The 19,994-nt window shown below is 66.5% G+C and carries 17 protein-coding genes and 1 tRNA gene; 10 read left to right on the forward strand and 8 right to left on the reverse strand.

Going from position 1 to position 19,994, the window contains the following annotated elements; all coding sequences use genetic code 11:
* Positions 1-26 precede the first annotated feature (26 nt).
* Complete coding sequence (locus RALTA_RS09830) at positions 27-1,004, forward strand: alpha/beta hydrolase (RefSeq protein WP_012353277.1); 978 nt, start codon at positions 27-29, stop codon at positions 1,002-1,004.
* Between the two features lie 196 nt (positions 1,005-1,200).
* On the opposite strand, the gene RALTA_RS09835 is transcribed toward RALTA_RS09830, so the two are convergent.
* The 3 genes from RALTA_RS09835 to acs form a co-directional block, all read right to left on the reverse strand.
* Positions 1,201-1,291: transfer RNA gene (locus tag RALTA_RS09835), tRNA-Ser, on the reverse strand.
* Positions 1,292-1,352: 61 nt separating this feature from the next.
* Positions 1,353-3,404 (reverse strand): VC_2705 family sodium/solute symporter, encoded by a 2,052-nt coding sequence (locus tag RALTA_RS09840; RefSeq protein WP_012353278.1) that lies wholly within the window; start codon positions 3,402-3,404, stop codon positions 1,353-1,355.
* 108 nt (positions 3,405-3,512) lie between these two features.
* The gene (gene acs / locus RALTA_RS09845; protein ID WP_012353279.1) at positions 3,513-5,495 is read right to left on the reverse strand and encodes an acetate--CoA ligase; all 1,983 of its coding nucleotides are present in this window, start codon (positions 5,493-5,495) and stop codon (positions 3,513-3,515) included.
* 308 nt (positions 5,496-5,803) lie between these two features.
* On the opposite strand from acs, the gene RALTA_RS09850 reads away from it, so the two are divergent.
* The 4 genes from RALTA_RS09850 to murI all read left to right on the forward strand — a co-directional run bounded on the left by RALTA_RS09850 (position 5,804) and on the right by murI (position 10,115).
* Positions 5,804-6,754 (forward strand): DMT family transporter, encoded by a 951-nt coding sequence (locus tag RALTA_RS09850; protein ID WP_012353280.1) that lies wholly within the window; start codon positions 5,804-5,806, stop codon positions 6,752-6,754.
* 98 nt (positions 6,755-6,852) lie between these two features.
* Entirely contained in the window at positions 6,853-7,401 is a 549-nt protein-coding gene (locus RALTA_RS09855; RefSeq protein ID WP_012353281.1) for a TIGR00645 family protein, read from the forward strand.
* Positions 7,402-7,601: 200 nt separating this feature from the next.
* On the forward strand, positions 7,602-9,125 hold the full coding sequence (locus tag RALTA_RS09860) for a fumarate hydratase (protein ID WP_012353282.1): 1,524 nt from the start codon (positions 7,602-7,604) through the stop codon (positions 9,123-9,125).
* 180 nt (positions 9,126-9,305) lie between these two features.
* A complete protein-coding gene (gene murI, locus RALTA_RS09865) occupies positions 9,306-10,115 on the forward strand; it encodes a glutamate racemase (protein ID WP_012353283.1) in 810 nt (269 codons plus the stop codon).
* A gap of 25 nt (positions 10,116-10,140) precedes the next feature.
* Here murI and RALTA_RS09870 read toward each other — a convergent pair whose 3' ends face one another.
* The gene (locus RALTA_RS09870) at positions 10,141-12,453 is read right to left on the reverse strand and encodes an AAA family ATPase (RefSeq protein WP_012353284.1); all 2,313 of its coding nucleotides are present in this window, start codon (positions 12,451-12,453) and stop codon (positions 10,141-10,143) included.
* 485 nt (positions 12,454-12,938) lie between these two features.
* Here RALTA_RS09870 and RALTA_RS09875 point away from each other — a divergent pair, with 485 nt between their 5' ends.
* From RALTA_RS09875 to RALTA_RS09890, 4 genes are all read left to right on the forward strand, one after another.
* Positions 12,939-13,595, forward strand: coding sequence for an energy transducer TonB (locus tag RALTA_RS09875; protein ID WP_012353287.1), 657 nt, complete (start codon positions 12,939-12,941; stop codon positions 13,593-13,595).
* 69 nt (positions 13,596-13,664) lie between these two features.
* Complete coding sequence (locus RALTA_RS09880) at positions 13,665-14,393, forward strand: MotA/TolQ/ExbB proton channel family protein (protein ID WP_012353288.1); 729 nt, start codon at positions 13,665-13,667, stop codon at positions 14,391-14,393.
* Between the two features lie 21 nt (positions 14,394-14,414).
* Entirely contained in the window at positions 14,415-14,828 is a 414-nt protein-coding gene (locus tag RALTA_RS09885) for an ExbD/TolR family protein (protein WP_012353289.1), read from the forward strand.
* 254 nt (positions 14,829-15,082) lie between these two features.
* Positions 15,083-15,412: a hemin uptake protein HemP gene (locus tag RALTA_RS09890; protein ID WP_012353290.1), complete on the forward strand. Its 330-nt coding sequence runs from the start codon at positions 15,083-15,085 to the stop codon at positions 15,410-15,412.
* A 272-nt stretch (positions 15,413-15,684) separates the two neighbouring features.
* Here the strand turns inward: RALTA_RS09890 and RALTA_RS09895 are convergent, their stop codons facing one another.
* From RALTA_RS09895 to RALTA_RS09910, 4 genes are all read right to left on the reverse strand, one after another.
* Positions 15,685-16,092: a heme-binding protein gene (locus RALTA_RS09895; RefSeq protein ID WP_012353291.1), complete on the reverse strand. Its 408-nt coding sequence runs from the start codon at positions 16,090-16,092 to the stop codon at positions 15,685-15,687.
* 166 nt (positions 16,093-16,258) lie between these two features.
* Positions 16,259-16,516, reverse strand: a complete 258-nt coding sequence (locus RALTA_RS09900; RefSeq protein WP_012353292.1) for a hypothetical protein — start codon at positions 16,514-16,516, stop codon at positions 16,259-16,261.
* 264 nt (positions 16,517-16,780) lie between these two features.
* Positions 16,781-17,131 (reverse strand): hypothetical protein, encoded by a 351-nt coding sequence (locus RALTA_RS09905; protein ID WP_012353293.1) that lies wholly within the window; start codon positions 17,129-17,131, stop codon positions 16,781-16,783.
* A gap of 701 nt (positions 17,132-17,832) precedes the next feature.
* Positions 17,833-18,939 (reverse strand): YeiH family protein, encoded by a 1,107-nt coding sequence (locus tag RALTA_RS09910; RefSeq protein ID WP_012353294.1) that lies wholly within the window; start codon positions 18,937-18,939, stop codon positions 17,833-17,835.
* A 98-nt stretch (positions 18,940-19,037) separates the two neighbouring features.
* Here RALTA_RS09910 and RALTA_RS09915 point away from each other — a divergent pair, with 98 nt between their 5' ends.
* Positions 19,038-19,979 (forward strand): LysR family transcriptional regulator, encoded by a 942-nt coding sequence (locus tag RALTA_RS09915; protein WP_012353295.1) that lies wholly within the window; start codon positions 19,038-19,040, stop codon positions 19,977-19,979.
* The last annotated feature ends 15 nt before the right edge of the window (positions 19,980-19,994 follow it).

Here is a 19,994-nt window from a genome sequence, read left to right on the forward strand (position 1 = left end):
AGCGTCGGAAACCCGGAGGCAGCCAAGTGACAACGTATGCACAGCAGCCGAACTGGCGCGCAATCCAGAATTTCCTGCCCGCCGACTTGCAATTGACCGACGAGGAAGCACCGCAGGAGACATGGTGGCAGTGGCAGCAACACCGCGTCCACCTCGATTGCTATCGCATTGCCTCCGCAAGGCTCAAGGTCATTCTCCTGCACGGCCTGGGTACCAATGGCCGGCAACTGTCCGTGATCGTAGGAGCGCCGCTGGCTCGCGCCGGCTTTGAAACCATCGCTGTCGACATGCCCGAGTATGGACTGACGGAGGTGGGCCCCGGCAAACCAGTAACGTATGACGACTGGGTTCAGGCCGGCAGCGACCTCGTCGATCTGGAAGCAAAGCAGGACGATCGTCCCATCGTGCTGTACGGCTTCAGCGCTGGCGGACTGGAAACGTTCCACATTGCTGCGAAGAACCGAAAGGTGAAGGGCATCATCGGCATGGGCTTTTTCGATCCGCGGCTGCAGGCGGTGCGGGACCAGGCCGCGTTCAACCTGCTCATGAGCCGGCTGGGAAGTCCGCTTGCACAATGGACCGCGCGCACGCCTTTCGGCGGGTTTCGCCTGCCCGCTGCCGCGCTGATCAAAATGCGGGAGCTGGTGAACGACAAGGCAGCCTTGAAAGTGCTTCTGGCGGATAAAACCTCCGCGGGCAAGTGGATCACGATGGCATTCATGGCCAGCTACATGCGCTACGTGCCCGCGGTAGAGCCGGACGATTTCGATGTCTGTCCGATCCTGCTGACGCAGCCCGCGCAGGATCATTGGACGCCCTTGCGCCTGAGTGAGCCGTTCCTCAGGCGTGTCAGCCATGTCCCCATAAGGATCGTGATGTTAGAAAACGCGGGACATTTTCCAATCGAGCAGCCTGGATTGAGCCAGATGATCGACGCGATCCGGGAGTTTTGTGGAGAGATTGCGGAGCGCCATGCGCCGAGTCGGCCCTTGCAGGCCTACTGACGCCGCCGTCCAGGTCAGCGCGGATACCAACGCCCCATGACACAACGGCCGATTCCATTCGGCCAGCAGACCAGGCCTGCCGTCACAAGGCAGGGTCGCAGCCGAGCTCAGGCAAACAAAAAGGGCCGGGGTCAATGACCCCGGCCCTTTGTTGACCCTGCGGTTAGAACCGAACCCGCAAAGCCTCACAGAATACTGGCGGAGAGAGGGGGATTCGAACCCCCGATGGGCTATTAACCCATACACGCTTTCCAGGCGTGCGACTTAAACCACTCATCCATCTCTCCGGGAAGTCCGAGATTATAGCAGAGTTGCCCGTCGAATCCAGTATCTCGTCGCCACCCTTCCCTAGCCCTTGCGCAGGTAGGTCACCAGCTTGTCGATCACGGGCGCGTTGCGGGGCGTCAGCAGGCTGACCACGATCGCTACCGCGAAGCCGGCCGGGACACCGAAGGCGCCGGAGGCGATGGGGTCGACGCCGAACCAGCGGTTGCCGAAGATGCCGGTCATGCGGGTGAAGAAGGGATAGTTGACGAAGATGTAGTACACCGCCACGCCGAGCCCGGCGACCATGCCGGCGAAGGCGCCGGCGGCGGTGGTGCGGCGCCAGAAGATGCCGAGGATCAGCACCGGGAAGAAGCTGGAGGCCGCCAGCGAGAAGGCGGCGCCGACCAGGAACAGGATATTGCCGGGGCGCAACGATGTGACGTACGAGGCGAACAGCGCCACCGCCAGCAGCACGATCTTGGCGGTGGTGACGCGCCGCTGGTGGCTCGCCTGGCGGTCGACCATGTGATAGAAGACGTCGTGCGACAGCGCGTTGGCGATGGTCAGCAGCAACCCGTCCGCGGTCGACAGCGCGGCGGCCAGCGCGCCGGCGGCGATCAGCCCGGAGATGACGTATGGCAGGCCGGCAATTTCCGGGGCGGCCAGCACGATCATGTCGGGCTGCAGCAGGATTTCGGCCCATTGCACGATGCCGTCGCCGTTGACGTCGCGAATCCCGAACACCGGTGGGTCGACCTTGCGCCATTGCACCACCCACTGCGGCAGGTCGGCATACGGGGTGCCGACCAGGTGCTCGAAGAACTCGTACTTCACCAGCGCGGCGAGCGTGGGTGCCGAGACATAGAGCAAGGCGATGCAGAACACGGCCCAGGCCACCGAATTGCGCGTTTCCCGGACCGAAGGCGTGGTGTAGAGCCGTGTCAGGATGTGCGGCAGGCTGGCGGTGCCCACCATCAGGCAGAACACCAGCAGGACGAAATTGAGCCGCTTGGTCTTGCGCTCCTGCTCGGATGCCGCGGGATAGGGTTCGGTGGACGACATCGAATGGCGGCTGCGGGCCAGCGCCTCTTCGCGTTGCTGGTGCCATTGCTGCTGCGCGGCCGCGACATCGCGCGGAAACTCCAGCCGTTCGCGCTCGAGCGCCTTGATTTCGCGCAGCGGCGCGTTGCGCGTGCGCAGGTCCTGAAGGCGCGCATCGAGCGCGTCGCGCTCCTGCGCGAAGGACTCAGGCAAGCGCGCGATGCGCTCCTGCAGCAGGATGGCCTGCTGGCGGTAGTAGTCGCGCACCGCCTGCTCGGCCGGCTCGCGCTCCAGCTGCCGTTCACGCGCGTCCAGCTGCGTCAGCAGCGTGCCGTAGCTGAGTTGCGGCAGCGGTTCCTGGTGATGTTTCCACGCGATCATCGAGACCGTGACCAGGAACGCCACGATCATCATGATGTACTGCGCAACCTGCGTCCACGTGACCGCGCGCATGCCGCCCAGGAACGAGCAGACCAGGATGCCGGCCAGGCCGAAGAAGATGCCGACGGCAAATTCGACGCCGATGAAGCGCGTCACCACCAGTCCCACGCCCTGGATCTGCGCCACCAGGTAGACGAAGGAGCAAAGGGAGGCGGCCAGCACCGCGAGCGCGCGCACCGGCAGGTTGCCGCCGGGCTTGCCGTTGCCGTAGCGCGCGGCGAGGAAGTCGGGGATGGTGTAGCCGCCGTACTTGCGCAGATATGGCGCGAGCAGGAAGGCGACCAGGCAATAGCCGCCGGTCCACCCCATCACGTAGGCCAGCCCTTCGTAGCCAGAGGAAAACAGGATGCCGGCCAGGCCGATGAACGATGCCGCGCTCATCCAGTCCGCCGCAATCGCCATGCCGTTGAACATGGCCGGCACGCGCCGCGACGCGACGTAGTACTCGTTGAGGTCCGAGGTGCGGCAGATCAGCCCGATGCAGGCATAGATCGCGATGGTGATGAACAGGAAGACGTAGCCCAGCCAGAGCGCGTCGGCATTGGAGCGTTCCAGCAAGCCCATCATGCCCACGAAGCCGAACAGCCCCAGGGTAAACAGGCCGTAGTAGAGCAGCAACCGCCGGCGAAAGCGCGCCTGGGCTTCGGGCATGAGGGGACAGTCCGTGTCGGTGGGAGGCTATCGTAACAAACCCGCCGGCGCGCGGATGCGCGGCGGCGGGTTCAGGTTTGGGCTCCGGCTTGCCGGATCACCAGCGGATTACTGCGCCTGCTTGAGCTGCTCGAGGATGGCCGGGTTCTCCAGCGTCGAAGTGTCCTGCGTGATCTCCTCGCCCTTGGCCAGCGACCGCAGCAGGCGGCGCATGATCTTGCCCGAGCGCGTCTTGGGCAGGTTGTCGCCAAAGCGGATGTCCTTGGGCTTGGCGATCGGGCCGATCTCCTTGCCGACCCAGTTGCGCAGTTCGGTCGCGAGCTTGGCCGCTTCCTCGCCGCTCGGGCGCGAGCGCTTGAGCACCACGAAGGCGCAGATCGCTTCGCCGGTCATGTCATCCGGGCGCCCGACCACCGCGGCTTCGGCCACCAGCGGGTTGGCCACCAGCGCCGACTCGATCTCCATCGTGCCCATGCGGTGGCCCGACACATTCAGCACGTCGTCGATGCGGCCCATGATGGTGAAGTAGCCGGTGTCCTTGTCGCGGATCGAGCCATCGCCGGCCAGGTAGAGCTTGCCGCCGAGCTCTTCGGGGAAATAGCTCTTCTTGAAGCGCTCGGGATCGCCCCAGATGGTGCGGATCATCGCCGGCCACGGGCGCTTGACCACCAGGATGCCGCCGCTGCCGTTGGGCACGTCGTGTCCGGTCTCGTCGACGATGGCGGCCATGATGCCGGGCAGCGGCAGCGTGCACGAACCCGGCACCAGCGGCGTCGCGCCCGGCAGCGGCGTGATCATGTGGCCGCCGGTCTCGGTCTGCCAGAAGGTATCGACGATCGGGCAGTTCTCATTGCCGACGTTCTTGTAGTACCACATCCACGCCTCGGGGTTGATCGGCTCGCCCACGGTGCCGAGCAGGCGCAGGCTGGACAGGTCGTACTGCTTCGGGTGGATTTTCTCGTCGGCCTCGGCGGCCTTGATCAGCGAGCGGATCGCGGTCGGCGCGGTGTAGAAGATGCTGACCTTGTGGCGCGCGATCATGTCCCAGAAGCGGCCGGCATTCGGGTAGGTCGGCACGCCCTCGAACACCACCTGGGTCGCGCCGGCGGCCAGCGGGCCGTAGGCGATATAGGTGTGGCCGGTGACCCAGCCGATGTCGGCGGTACACCAGAACAGGTCGTCGGGCTTGATGTCAAAGGTCCACTTCATCGTCATCAGCGCCCACAGCAGGTAGCCGCCGGTGCTGTGCTGCACGCCCTTGGGCTTGCCGGTGGAGCCGGAGGTGTACAGCACGAACAGCGGGTGCTCGGCGCCGACGGGCTCGGCTTCGCAGGTGTCGGGCTGGTTGGCGCAGACATCGTCGAGCCAGCGGTCGCGGCCCTCGGTCCAGCCGACATTGCCGCCGGTGCGGCGATAGACGATCACGTTCTTGACGGCCTCACAGCCGCCCAGCGCGAGCGCGTCGTCGGCAATCGCCTTCAGCGGCAGCGCCTTGCCGCCGCGCATCTGCTCGTCCGCGGTAATCAGCGCCACCGCGCCCACGTCGACCAGCCGCTCCTGCAGCGACTTGGCGGAGAAGCCGCCGAACACCACCGAGTGCGTCGCGCCCAGGCGCGCGCAGGCCTGCATCGCGGCCACGCCCTCGACCGACATCGGCATGTAGATCACGACGCGGTCGCCCTTCCTGATGCCGAGCGTCTTCAGGCCGTTGGCCAGGCGGCACACCTTGGCATGCAGCTCGCGGTAGGTGACGCGCGTCACGGTGCCGTCGTCGGCCTCGAACACGATCGCGACCTTGTCGGCGTTGCCGTTCTGCAGGTTGCGGTCCAGGCAGTTGTACGAGGCGTTGAGCTCGCCGTCCTCGAACCACTTGTAGAACGGCGCGTTGCTCTCGTCCAGCACCTTGGTGAAGGGCTTGTTCCAGTGCAGCAGCTCGCGGGCGTAGCGGGCCCAGAAGCCCTCGTAGTCGCGCTCGGCCTCGTCGCACAGCGCGCGGTAGGCGTCCATGCTGGGGATGGCGGCCTGGCTGGCAAACGCCTCGGGCGGGTTGAACACGCGATGCTCCTGCATCACCGATTCGATGGCGGACATGGACTCGTCTCCTGATTTTGGACTGGCTTTGGCTGCCACGTTACGCCCGACGGCTTACTTAAACCTGACGATAAATCCCCGCGGCCGGCAGGCGCAGGCACTGCAACGTGTTGCAATGCAGCGGGACAAATCGGGGGGCGCGCCGCGAAAGTGCAGCCTTCTCCATTAGGCTAGCACAGCTATAATGCCGCGAGCCTGATACCTGAATGCGGCGGCGGCCATTGCCGCGCGTTGCCGCACCGACCAGCGCGGACACTTGCCCGTGCATCCCGCCGGCCGTCGACCGGAACATCCAAGGCAAGCTGCCCGTGCCCGCCAACGCTCCTGTCTTCGCTCCCGTCTACGTGCTGTTCCTGATTGCCTCGATGGCGCTGGTCGGCAGCAACGTCGGACTCGGCAAGTCGATCATCGCGCATGTGCCGGTGCTGCTGTTCGCGCTGCTGCGCTTTGTCATCGCCATCGTCTGCCTGGCGCCCTGGTACCGGCCCGCGCGCATGCGCCGCGTCTCGCGCGGCGAATGGCTGAACCTGTTCCTGCAGGCGTTCTTCGGCACCTTCCTGTTTACGCTGCTGATGCTCAACGGCGTGCGGCTGACCAGCGCCATGGCCGCGGGCGTGATCACCAGCACTATCCCGGCCACCGTGGCGCTGCTGTCGTGGCTGCTGCTGCGCGAACGGCTGTCGCGGCGCACGGTGGTGTCGGTGCTGCTGGCAGTGGCCGGGATCGCGGTGCTCAACATCGCGCGCGGCGATTCCCACGGCGCCGGCGCAGGCAGCCAGGCCTGGCTGGGCAACCTGATGATCATGGGCGCGGTAGTGTGCGAGTCGATCTACGTGATCCTGTCGCGCCGGCTCACGCAGACGCTGGCAGCGATCGAGATCTGCGCCTACACGCACCTGATCGGCGGACTGCTGATGCTGCCGCTGGGACTGGTCCCGCTGCTGAACTTCGACGCCGCCGCGGTGCCGGGGCAGACCTGGCTGATGGTGCTGTGGTATGCGCTGTCGGCCAGCGTGTTCTCGTTCTGGCTGTGGATGAAGGGCATCCGCCATGTGCCGGCGCAGCTGGCCGGGGTCTTCACCTCGGTGCTGCCGGTGGCCGCGGCCACCTACGGCATCGTCTTCCTGGGCGAACAGCCGGGCTGGCCGCACGGCGTGGCGCTGGCCTGCGTGCTGGCGGGGATCGTGCTGGCCAGCTGGCCGGGGCAGATCACGCGCCGCGCGTGGCGCGCCAAGGCCGAGCCGGGGGCGCGGGCCTGAGCGACCTGGCGTTACGGCGGTTACCGCTGGTAACACAGCGGTGCCATGGCTGCTTGGTACAATCCACGCCGATTTTCAACTCGCCGACCCGCCCCGCCATGGCTTCCAACCCGATTCCCGAGCAGCAGCCCCAGACCCTGCGGCCGATCCCGAGCATCATCTTTGCGTCGCGCTGGCTGCAACTGCCGCTGTACCTGGGCCTGATAGTCGCCCAGGGTGTCTACGTCTACCACTTCCTGATCGAGGTCTGGCACCTGCTCGCGCATGTGACCGAGTTCGACGAGAACAAGATCATGCTGGTGGTGCTGGGTCTGATCGACGTGGTGATGATCTCCAACCTGCTGATCATGGTGATCGTCGGCGGCTACGAGACCTTCGTCTCGCGGCTTGGCATCGACAACCATCCCGACGAGCCCGAATGGCTCGACCATGTCAACGCAGGCGTGCTGAAGGTCAAGCTGTCGATGGCATTGATCGGGATTTCTTCGATCCACCTGCTCAAGACCTTTATCGACGCCGAGCAGCGCACCACCCACACCATCATGTGGCAGGTGGCGATCCACCTGGCGTTTCTGCTGTCGGCCGTGGCAATGGCATGGGTCGACCGCATGGTGACCCACCCCGCCGGCGCCCCCGCCAAGCATTGACAGCGGCTTGCATGGCCAACCCGCCTGCTTCGATCTGACCGCGGCCATGTGCCGCGGTTTTTGCTTTTAGTCCGGCGCAGTCGCTGACAGCGGCGTTTGCCGCACATTAACGGCTGTGGACGGCTGTATGCAGCCGGGCAGAGCGCCGCCGCTCAGTGTATGATTTCGGGCTGTGTTTCACCGCTGCCCACCCCCACAAAATGACCGTCATCAAGCAAGAAGACCTCATCCAGAGCGTCGCCGACTCCCTGCAGTACATCAGCTACTACCATCCGATGGACTACATCACCAGCCTGGGCCGCGCCTATGAGCTGGAGCAGAGCCCGGCGGCCAAGGACGCGATCGCGCAGATCCTGACCAACAGCCGCATGTGCGCGGAAGGCAAGCGCCCGATCTGCCAGGACACCGGCATCGTCACGGTCTTCGTCAAGGTGGGCATGGACGTGCGCTGGGACGGCGCCACCATGGGCCTGACCGACATGATCAACGAGGGTGTGCGCCGCGGCTACACGCACCCCGACAACGTGCTGCGCGCCTCGATCGTCAGCCCGCCCGAAGGCGGCCGCAAGAACACCAAGGACAACACCCCGGCCGTGATCCACTATGAAGTGGTGCCGGGCAACACCGTCGACATCCAGGTCGCGGCCAAGGGCGGCGGCTCGGAGAACAAGTCCAAGTTCGTGATGCTGAACCCGTCGGACTCGATCGTCGACTGGGTGCTGAAGACCGTGCCGACCATGGGCGCCGGCTGGTGCCCGCCGGGCATGCTGGGCATCGGCATCGGCGGCACCGCCGAGAAGGCGATGGTGATGGCCAAGGAATCGCTGATGGAATCCATCGACATCCAGGACATCATCGCCCGCGGCCCGAAGGGCTGGGTCGAGGAACTGCGCGTCGAGCTGTACGAGAAGGTCAACGCGCTCGGAATCGGCGCCCAGGGCCTGGGCGGCCTGGCCACCGTGCTGGACGTCAAGATCATGGCCTGCCCGACGCACGCCGCGTCCAAGCCGGTCGCGATGATCCCGAACTGCGCCGCCACCCGCCACGTGCATTTCACGCTGGACGGCAGCGGCCCGGCCAAGCTGGAGGCGCCGGACCTGTCGCAATGGCCGAAGGTCGAGTGGGCGCCGAACACCGAGACCTCCAAGCGCGTCGACCTGGACACGCTGACGCCGGAAGAAGTCGCCTCGTGGAAGCCGGGCCAGACCCTGCTGCTCAACGGCAAGATGCTGACCGGCCGCGACGCCGCGCACAAGCGCATCGCCGACATGCTGGCCAAGGGCGAGAAGCTGCCGGTGGACTTCAAGAACCGCGTGATCTACTACGTCGGCCCGGTCGATCCGGTGCGCGACGAAGCCGTCGGCCCCGCCGGCCCCACCACCGCCACCCGCATGGACAAGTTCACCGAGATGATGCTGGCCGAGACCGGCCTGATCTCGATGATCGGCAAGGCCGAGCGCGGCCCGGTGGCCATCGAGGCCATCAAGAAGCACAAGTCGGCCTACCTGATGGCCGTGGGCGGCGCCGCCTACCTCGTGGCCAAGGCGATCAAGCAAGCCAGGGTGGTCGGCTTCGAAGACCTCGGCATGGAAGCGATCTACGAGTTCGAGGTCAAGGACATGCCGGTGACGGTGGCCGTGGACAGCGAAGGCACCTCGGTGCACAAGACCGGCCCGGCGGAATGGCAGGCCAAGATCGGCAAGATTCCGGTCGCCGCGCTGTAATTCACCGCTTTAACCGACCGCAAGCAGTACTCCCCTCTCCCGCTTGCGGGAGAGGGGTTGGGGGAGAGGGCCGGCGCAGGCAGAGGCGACGGCCTTGACTTCGTCGAGGCTCCCGCCCTCTCCCCCGGCCCCTCTCCCGCCTAGCGGGAGAGCGGAGCAAACCCTCCTATCCTCCACCCCGTGAACCTCGCACCCATCGGCGTCTTCGATTCCGGCCTCGGCGGCCTGTCGGTGCTGCGCGAGATCCGCGCCCTGCTGCCGCACGAGCCGCTGCTGTACCTGGCCGACTCGAAGTACGCGCCCTACGGCGAAAAACCTGAGCACTTCGTCGAAGCCCGCACGCTGCAGGCCTGCGAGTGGATGATCGGCCAGGGCTGCAAGGCGCTGGTGATCGCCTGCAATACCGCCACCGGCCATGCCGTGGCGTTGCTGCGTGAGCGCCTGCCGGTGCCGATCATCGGGGTCGAACCCGGCCTGAAGCCCGCCGCCGCGGCCAGCATCAGCAAGGTGGTGGGCGTGCTGGCGACCGCCAATACGCTCAAGAGTGCGAAATTCGCGCGGCTGCTGGCATCGCTGGACGGCGAAAGCCGCTTCCTGTGCCAGGCGGGGCTGGGACTGGTGACGCTGGTCGAACAAGGCCAGCTCGACGGACCCGCCGTGCGCGAGCGCCTGGAGGCCTATCTCAAGCCGATGCTCGACGCCGGCGCCGATACCCTGGTGCTGGGCTGCACCCACTACCCTTTCCTGGAAGGCGCGATCCGCGCCATCGCCGGCGATCGGCTGGCGCTGGTCGATACCGGCATTGCGGTCGCGCGCCAGCTGGCGCGCAAGCTCGACGAGCATGCGCTGGCCGCGCTGCCCGGTGCCGCGGGGCATGATCGCTTTCTCTCGACCAAGGACGCCGCGCACCTGCGCGCGATGGTGGCCGCGCTGCTGCAGCGGCAAGCCGATGCGGAGACCGTGGTGATCGAGCCGGCGCCGGCGTTCTGACCGGCGCCCTCGGTCACCCCTTCGGTCAGCGCAGGAAGCCCAGCGGCCGGTGCTCGCGCACCTCGGGCTTGATCGCGTGTTCCTGCCGCAACTGGGCCAGGAATTCATCCGGCGTCAACGCCTCGCCCAACAGCACGCACTGCCGCTTGACCGTGGCAAAGTCGCCGGGCGTCAGGCAATCCATCGCATCCAGGTCAGCGCGCATGGCGTCGGTCAGGCCGGCGGGATCGCCGTCGAGCGCCTCGTCGACGAACATCGCCACGCGTTGCGCCGGCTTGAGCGCGAGGAAACGGATCTTGAACGAGAAGCGGCGCAGCGCGGCCTCGTCGATGCGGTCGAACAGGTTGGTGGTGCAGATAAAGATGCCGTTGAAGCGCTCCATCCCCTGCAGCATCTCGTTGACCTCGGAGATCTCGTAATTGCGCACCGCCTGCTGACGGCTCTGCATAAAGCTGTCGGCCTCGTCCAGCAGCAGCACCGCGCCGTCCTCTTCGGCGCGCGCGAACATCGCGGCGATCTGCTGCTCGGTCTCGCCCACATACTTGCTCATCAGGTCGGACGCGCGCCGGATCATCAGCGGCAGGTCCAGCTCGGCAGCGATGTGCTCGGCCAGCGCGGTTTTCCCGGTGCCGGGCGGGCCATAGAAGCACAGCGTGCCGCGCTGGCGCACGCGCAGCGCGTCGACAATCTTGACCACGTCGTAGCGGGTCTCTAGGTGCAGGTTCTCCAGCCGGTAGTGCGTGACCACCGGGCGCGCCTCGGCCTCGGGGCGCAGGCCCATGGCGCGGTCGGCATGTTCGAGCTGGCGCAGGATCAGCGCCTCCACCGGTTCTTTCACCGGGTCTTCCAGATTCGGCCGCGCCAGTTCGACAAAGCGCGCCGCCGACTGCACCTGCGCCGGCGTCAGCGTCTTGCGCCCGGCCAGCCCGGTGATAAAGGCATCGCTGACATCCAGCCCGCCCAGGTGCTTGCGGATGATGTTCTCGCGCACCAGCGGCGGCGGGATCTTCAGTTCGAGGTGGAACTGGAAGCGGCGCAGGTAGGCCGGGTCGATCTGCCGGATCGAATTGGAAATCCAGATCACCGGCACCGGGTTCTGCTCCAGCGTCTGGTTGACCCAGGCCTTGCCGTTGACCGAGGCGCGCGTGTCCTCCTGGCCGAACAGGCTCATCAGCTCGCGCGCGCTGCCCGGAAAGACGTCTTCGACTTCATCGAACAGCAGCGCGGTATGGGCGCGCCCGCGCAGGAACGCCTGCGACACCTGCAGCGAGCGGTAGCGGTCCTTGCCCGACAGGCTGTTGCCGTCGCGATCCAGACAATCGACCTCATACAGTTCGCAGCCGGCCTCGCGCGCCAGCAGCCGCGCGAATTCCGTCTTGCCGGTGCCGGGCGGGCCGTAGATCAGCACATTGACGCCGCTGGCGTGCTGGCGCGTGGCATTGGCCAGCAGCGCGCGCAGGTAGCGCGCGTCGGTCTCAACATGCGGATAGTCGGCGGTGGTCAGCGTCGGCGGCGCGGCCGGTCGCGTGAAGACCGCCATCATCTCGGCCTCGTTGGCGTAGTTGCCGAGCAGCACGTGCAGCAGCCGGTCCGACAGCCGCATCAGGTCGCCCAGGTCGGTCACGCTGTTTTCCGGCAGCGGCTGCTCGATCAGGTTCAGCGTCTCCAGCCGCGAGCCGGGCCGCAGCGACGCCGCCACGTCGGCCGCGCCGGCGCCGGTCAGGCCGGCCAGGATCTGGAAGGCCTCCTGGCTGTGCGCCACCTTGCAGTCGACCATCACCGCGCGCAGGTCGCGCTTGTACTTGGCCAGCGCCGCGTACAGCAGCAGCTTGCGCTCGTGGTCGGGCAGGTCCAGCACGTGGCTGAGCATGTCGATATTGCGCACCAGCAGCACGCGCTCGCCTTCGAGCCGCTGCGCGATCGCCGCCGCCGACGCGTCGAACACGGCGAACATGTCCTTGGCGTGGTGCTTGACGTACTCGTCGAGGTAGTAGAACAGCGCGCTTTCGTCGAAGGCGCTGTTCCACTGGCCGTGGCGGTCGAGGAATTCCTCCGGCGTCAGGCGCGCCGCGCCCTTCCAGGCGGGCATGTCGGCGCAGCGCGCGGCCAGGAAGCGCTGCACGCGCAGCACCACGCCGTAGGGCCACACCATCTCTTGCGCGCTGACGGTCAGGACATCGTTGATATTGCTGCGCAGGTTGAAGCGCGGCCCGAGCGCGCAGACCACGCGCAACGCAAACTGCGCGCACATCCAGTCCAGCGCCGAGCTGGACGATGCGCCAGGCATGGAGCGCAGCAGCGTCGATCGGTCTTCTTCAGGAAAACGTGTGAAGTCCATGGACGGGTCCCCGAGCGCGCGATGCGCAATGGCGGGCCGCGACCGGCGCACGCCACGTCTGCAGTGTCTTTCTATGCTAGCGCGCTTTCCCGCCGTGCGGGCGCACCCGTGCGCTTCCGGCGCCCGCCATGGTGGCCTGGGGCACCGTAGCGCGGCACCGTGCGACGGCGTGCCAGCGCGCATGATTCAACCGTATTGCCCCTCCCGGTTTGCTGCCAGGACTTGCCGGTATAACGCGAGAGGGCAGAAAATTCCAGCTGCGGCGCACAAATCACAACAAATAAGAATCATTATCGTTTATACTCGGCAGCTGACACGCTACCCCAGAGTGGCGCTCCCACGGCAACCCAGTTGAAGGAGCGTTTATCATGGAATTGCTGCTTAGCCTGCTGGTCGGTTGCGGCATCTCGCTGATCCTGTTCTACCGCAAGTGACGGCGCACGGCCGCCAAGGTGTCGCCGCCGGCAGACTTTTGTTGTTGACACATGTTCGACCAACGCTTCTTAAAGATTACGCTCGCCGTCCTGCTGTTCCACGCCGGCCTGCTTTACCTGATCCAGAGCGGCCTGGCCCGCAAGCTCACCGAGGCCGTGATCGCGCCGGAAATCATCGCGCGCATCATTCCGCTCGAGCCTCCCAGGCAGGAAGCCCCGCCCGAGCCGCCCAAGCCGAAGCCCAAGCAGGAGACCCCGCCCAAGCAGGTCAAGGTGACCACGCCCAAGCCCACGCCGCCGCAGCCCAAGCCGGCGCCGCAGCCGGTGGCCGACCTGCCGCCGACGCCTTCGGCGCCCGAAGCGCCGGCGGCCCCGCCAGCGCCTCCGGCACCGCCTGAGCCCGCGCCGGCACCGGTATCGGCCGCGCCGCGTGCCGTCGGCATCGGCGAGATCCAGTGCACGCCGCCGCAACCGAAGTATCCTTCCCAGTCGCGCCGCATGGGCGAGACCGGCAAGGCCGTGGTGCGGCTGACCACCGACGAAAGCGGCAAGGTCGTGAAGACTGCCGTGGTGTCGTCGAGCGGCTCGTCGCGGCTTGACCAGGCCGCGGTGGAAGCCGTGCAGGCCATGCGCTGCAAACCCTATATGGACAACGGCCGCGCCGTCGCCGTCACGGCGCAGCAGCCGATCGGCTTCGAGCTGAACTGACCGCCCCGGATTTCCGATCTCTGATCTTGATCTGACCTAAACCAAGCGAACTCACCAGGAAACCAACACATGCAGGACCTCGGACTCACCCACCTCTGGTCGCAAGGCGACTTCGTCATGCGTGCGACCGCCATCATTCTGCTGATCATGTCGCTCGCCTCATGGATCGTGATCCTGACCAAGGCGTGGGATCTGGTGCGCCTGAAGAAGATGGCGCAGGGCGCGGAAAAGCGCTTCTGGCACTCGGACGATTTCGACCACGCCCTGGAAACGCTGGGCGCCGGCGATTCCAACCCCTTCCGCACGCTGGCCATCGCCGGCAAGGAAGCCGCCCAGCACCACCGCGCCAGCCAGCCGCAGCTGCACGACGTGATGGATATCTCCGACTGGCTGACCCGCTCGCTGAAGAGCTCCATCGATGAATCGGTGGCGCGCATGCAGTCGGGCCTGGCCGTGCTGGCATCGGTGGGCTCGACCGCGCCGTTCGTCGGCCTGTTCGGCACCGTGTGGGGCATCTACCACGCGCTGATCGGCATCGGCGCCTCGGGCGTGCCGACCATCGACAAGGTTGCCGGCCCGGTGGGCGAGGCGCTGATCATGACCGCCTTCGGCCTGGCCGTGGCAATTCCCGCCGTGCTGGGCTATAACGCCCTCACCCGCGGCAACAAGTCGGTGATCTCGAAACTCAACCGCTTTGCCCACGACCTGCACGCCTACTTCGTCACCGGCGCGCGCGTGCGCCCCACCGGTGCCCGCGCCGAGGACGGCACCGTGCGCCTGGCCACGGCACAGCGCTAAACCGCTAGCAAGGAAGTCATCATGGCATTCGGCACTCTCGAAGGGGACGACGACGAGGTGATGAGCGAGATCAACATGACGCCGCTGGTCGACGTCATGCTGGTGCTGCTGATCATCTTCATCATCACCATCCCGGTGATCAACCACGCGGTAAAGATCGACCTGCCGCGCGCCACCAACACGCCGAACGACCCGAAGCCGCAGAACATCAACGTGTCCATCGATGCAAGCGGCAAGGTCTTCTGGAACCAGGTGGAAGTGGACCAGGCCACGCTGGAAAGCAATATCGCGCTGGCCGCGCAGCAGCAGCCGCAGCCGGAACTGCATCTGCGCGCGGACCGCGAAGTACGCTACGAGCGCGTGGCCGAGGTCATGGCCGCCGCGCAGCACGGCGGCCTGGGCAAGATCGGTTTCATCACCGAACCCAAGCAGTAGACTGCGCGCCTGCAGCGCTCGCGGCACGACACAGGGCACCTTCGGGTGCCCTTATTTCATGGTGCCCTCGCGCGTGCACATGGCTGCCCGCTCGCACCATCGCAGCGTGCGTAGTCGTTGTCCCAATCTTAGCGAGAGACTATTGTAATGATAACAATTCTCATTTAAGATCGTTCCATTGACTGCGCCAGGCGCGGCACGGCCGCCCCGGATCGCACTCCCCTTACTCTCCTATCGCTGAACGGAGCCAGATCATGAGCACACTTTCCCTGCCGCTGTCGCAACCCCGTGAAGTCACCCGCCGCCGCCTGTCGCTGCGCCGCGTCGACGTGGCCGGGCAGCCGCGCCGGGACGCCAGCGCGAAGACCACCCCGTCGGCGATCGCTTCGGTCAAGTCGGCCGTGGCCGCCCTGCCCGCGCGCCTGGAAGCGCTGGTGCGCGACAGCCTGAGCTCGGCGCCTGCCGGCGAGCCGGTGGCGCTGGATGCCATCATGCGCGGGGCCAGCACGCTGCCGATCCTGCACAACGGCGAGGTCTACACACTGCGCGTGACGCGCTACGGCAAGCTGATTCTGACGAAATAATGCGGCCCCGCGGCGATTCCGCAGGAAGGCAGCCGGGGGAAGCGATTCGAAATCCGCGCCAGGCGCGGATACCACGAACGTGGCGGCAATGACTTTTGTGGGGACCACCTCGGAACGAGGTGTTGGGCAGTAGCCAGGTAAGCATGCCGCAGGCGGGAGTCAGACCCCACGCCATGCCGGCCGTACCCAGCCATGCCCTCTTTTATGCCGCCCCGCAGGCCGTGCCTGCGGGGCATGTTTTGATGCACCGGCGCAGCGCCGGCGCGATCGCCTTACAGGCCCAGCGCGGCGATGCCGGCACGCGCAACCTGCGCGTCTTCGGTCGACTTCACGCCCGACACGCCGACGGCGCCCACCACCTGCTCGTTGCAGACGATGGGCACGCCGCCCTCCAGCATGCCCTGCAGCACGGGGGCCGTCATGAACGAGTAGCGGCCGTTGTTGATCATGTCTTCGTAGATCTTCGACTCACGGCGGCCCAGCGCCGAGGTACGTGCCTTCTCGCCGGCGATATAGGCCGAGATCGGCGCGGCGCCGTCCAGGCGCTGCATGGCCAGCATATGGCCGCCGTCGTCGACCACGACGATCGACACGGCCCAGTGATGGTTCTTTGCCTCGGTTTCCGCTGCGGCCATGATCTTCTTCACGTCGTCTGCCGTCAGAACCGTCTTTTGCTGCATGCCACTCTCCTGGTCATTGATTTGGATAGAGGCCGAAGTATAGCGCCGCACCTGCGCCACCGTCATGGCAAGGGGGACTGCCCCGTGCCCCCGCCCGGCGATGCTCACCACGACAAAATGGCCCGCGAGCGGGCCATTGTCGATGCGATGGACTGCGGCGGTGCGATCAGGCGCCGTCGGTGAACGGATCGGGCTTGCCCACGCGGGCACCGTCGGTGAACGGGTCGGTCTTGCCGACACGCGCGCCATCCGTGAACGGATCCGGCTTGCCGACCTTGGCGCCATCGGTGTACGGGTCCACTGCGCCGATCTTGGCGCCGTCCAGATAAGGGTCGACCTTGCCGACCGCGGCGAACGAGGCGGTGGACGCGGTGCCCAGCAGCGCCAGCGCGGCGGCGGCAATCACGGCTTGTTTGATCTTCATGAGATTCCCCTTGCTTCTTGGTTGGTCACGGCATCGCAAAGCCAGGCAGGCCGGCGTCATCGCGATGTCACACAAGTAGTTTAGGGAAAACCCTTATTCAGTTGCAGGTGACGCTTTGAGCAGTCTGTTCAAATATTTTGACCCCCGTCAAATTACGCCACGTCGTCCGGAACCAGCCACGCCCGGTCATGTCGCATCGCAGCCCCAAAGCGAAAGGGCCCGCGATGGGGCCCTTTCAGGGGAAAGCCGGATCGAGGACCGCGCTTAGTCGCGCCACCTGCCGTGCCCGTGGCCATGCCCATGGCCACGGTGATAGCCGGGCGGGCCATAGTAGCCGCGGTGACCACCGTAATAGCGCGGCGGGCCGTAATAGCCGGGACCGTAGTAGACCGGACGGGGGCGAACTACCACCGGCGGCGGGCCGTAATAGACCGGAGCGGGTGCCACCACCACCGGCGGCGGGCCGTAATAAGCCGGAGCGGGCGGATAATACGCCGGCGCACCGATCACCACGCCCGGAACGCCGACGGATACGCCGACACTCACATGGGCCATGGCGGCGCCAGACGCCAACCCGGCGGCAATACCGAATGCTGCAAGCCACCAACGTTTCATATCCGCCTCTCAAAGTGGGATGTCTCGTAACTGGTATTGTAGGGGTTCGGAAATTTCAAGGTGCAACGGCGCACACGACATTGTTACCAGCCGTAACAGTGTCGTCACTTTTCGGGACCCGAAGTGCCGGCGTCCCGTGCTGCCGCCTCAGCCGCAGCTTGCATCCGGGATGCGGAGCCACCACAATATCGGGCTTGCCGCGCGCTGCGGTGACCGGAGCCGGCCTGGCGCCGATCGAAAAACCTCTGCAGCGCTCGCGCCCGAGTGGTGAAATCGGTAGACACAAGGGACTTGAAAATTTGAGCCTTCGGGGGGAAACGCCCGAAGTGACGCCCGTCAAAGTCGGCGAACGCCCTGGATGCCACGGCATCCGAGCCAACGCCGAGCCAAGCCCGACCGCCATGGCCGGGAAGGTGTAGAGAGCAGACGGCGGGCACCTACGGCCGCAAGGCTATGGTGAAGGCGTGCTCCAGCCCACGAACAGCCCCGCGCTGGCGGCGAAAGCCGAAGTGGGAAGAAAATCCCTCGCCGCAAGGCGTGCCGGTTCGATTCCGGCCTCGGGCACCAATTCCCGGCTGCCGCCATTGGCATGGCGGCGACATCCGGCCGGCCGCCGGCCAGTGCTGATGACCGCTGCCAGCGGTGCTGCAAAAACTAAAGGGGGCGATTGCCCCCTTTTTCGCTGACTTCCGACCGTACCGTTACGCCATCGCGTAACACATCAGCGCACCGACCCCCATCAGGAACACGAACAGCACCCCGGCCAGCGCCAGCGGCTTGCGCCCGGCACGCACCAGATCGCCGATGCGGGTATGCAGGCCGATCGCCAGCATGGCGCAGGCGAGCAGCCAGTTGTCCAGCGCAATCAGCGGCGCCTTCCAGGCAGCCGGCACGGCGCCGGCCGAGTTGACCGCCATCACCGCGACAAAGCCCACCGCAAACCACGGCACCGACTTCATGATGCCACGCAGGCGTCCGGTTCCGGCGCCGGACGCGCCCGCTTGCGAGCCGCCCTGCGGCCACAGCGCCATCACCAGCAGCAGCGGGCCCAGGGCCAGCACGCGCACCATCTTGGCGACCACGGCGGCATCGGCGGTCGGCTCGCTGATCATCTTGCCGGCGGCGATCACCTGCGCCACCTCGTGCAGCGTCGCCCCGGTAAAGATGCCGAACATGCGCTCGCTCACGGCCCAGTGCCAGTGGCCGGTGGCCAGTTCGTACAGGTAGGGATAGAGCAGCATGCCGACGGTGCCGAACAGCACCACGGTCGCCACCGCCACGGCGGTCTGCTTGTCGTCGGTGCGCACCACCGACGACACCGCAATCGCCGCGGCCGCGCCGCAGATGGCACTGCCGGAACTGACCAGGATCGCCTCGCGGCGGCTCAGGCCGAAGAAACTTGTGCCGACCCAGGTGCCGAACAGCAGCGTGGCCACCAGCATGGTCAGGGGCACGGCGATGCCGGGCAGCCCCAGCGCAACGATGGAGGCGAAGGTCAGGCGCAGCCCGTACAGTGCCACGCCCAGACGCAGCAGGTAATGCCGTGCAACCTGCATGCCCGGCGCCAGCGGCGCCAGCCAATGGCGCGGCAGCGTATTGGCCGCGACCATGCCGGCGCACATGGCCAGCGTCAGCGCGCTGAGCCCGTAGCGCGAAACCGCCGGATGCTCGGCCAGCGCGATCGCCAGCCACGCGATGCCGCCCAGCGGGAGCAGCGTCAGCAGGCGCTGCGACCAGGGCGGCGGCAAGGCCGGCGCGGCGGCTGGCGCGGTGACCGGAGTGGTGCGGGGGCTGGAGACGGAAGACATGGCAGGCTCGGGTGGTGTGCTTTAGTGACTCCAGCGTAATGGCGCCCGCCTAACCCGTAAAACGGGTAATATCGTTATGCGTTATTGATATTTTCGATATGGACCACCACCCCCACCCGCCAGCCACCCCTCGGCCAGAGCAGCGCCCGCTGCGCCTGACGCTGCGCCAGTTGTCCGTCTTTGTCGCGGTAGCCCAGCATGGCAGCACCATGGCGGCGGCTCAGGCGCTGGCGATGTCGCAGTCAGCGGTCAGCGCGTCGCTGGCGGAGCTGGAGCGCGCACTGGACAGCCCGCTGTTCGACCGCATCGCCCGCCGTCTCAGCATCAATGAAACCGGGCGACAGTTTTTTCCGCGCGCGCTGTCGCTGCTGGATCAGGCCCAGGAACTGGAGCGCTTTGCCGGCCAGACTGGCGTCCAGCTGCGCATCGCTGCCAGCAACACCATCGGCAGCTATATGCTTCCGCCCCTGCTGGCGGGATTCCGCCATTCGCGCAGCGGCCCATGCACGCTGGACCTGCGCATCGGCAATACCCGCGAAGTGCTGCAGTCGCTGCTTCAGTTCGAAGCCGATATCGGTCTGGTCGAGGGTGCCAGCCATGAGCGCGACCTGCGCAGCGTGCGCTGGTGCGACGACGAGATGGTCGTGATCGTCGGCCCCTCCCACCCGCTTGCGGCGGCACCCCATGACCTGGTGGCGCTGCGCGATGCCGAGTGGATCGTGCGCGAGCCTGGATCGGGCACGCGCGAGGTCATCGAAGAGCGGCTGGTGCCGCTGCTGGGCGAATTGCGCTTCGCACTGGAACTGGGCAATGCCGAGGCCATCAAGCGCGCGGTGATGAGCGGCTTCGGCGTCAGCTGCCTGTCGCTGCATGTGGTGCGCGACGAACTGGAGCGCGGCACGCTGGTGGCGATCCGCGACGGCCTGCCGCGCATCGTGCGTCCGTTGCAGCTGGTCGTCCACCAGGACAAATTTCCGACCCAGGGGCTGCTGGCGTTCACCGAATACCTGCGCACCATGGCGCCGCGTATTGGCGCCTGAACCGGGCGGCGCCGG

The organism is Cupriavidus taiwanensis LMG 19424, from assembly GCF_000069785.1.
GTDB classification, from domain to species: Bacteria; Pseudomonadota; Gammaproteobacteria; order Burkholderiales; family Burkholderiaceae; genus Cupriavidus; species Cupriavidus taiwanensis.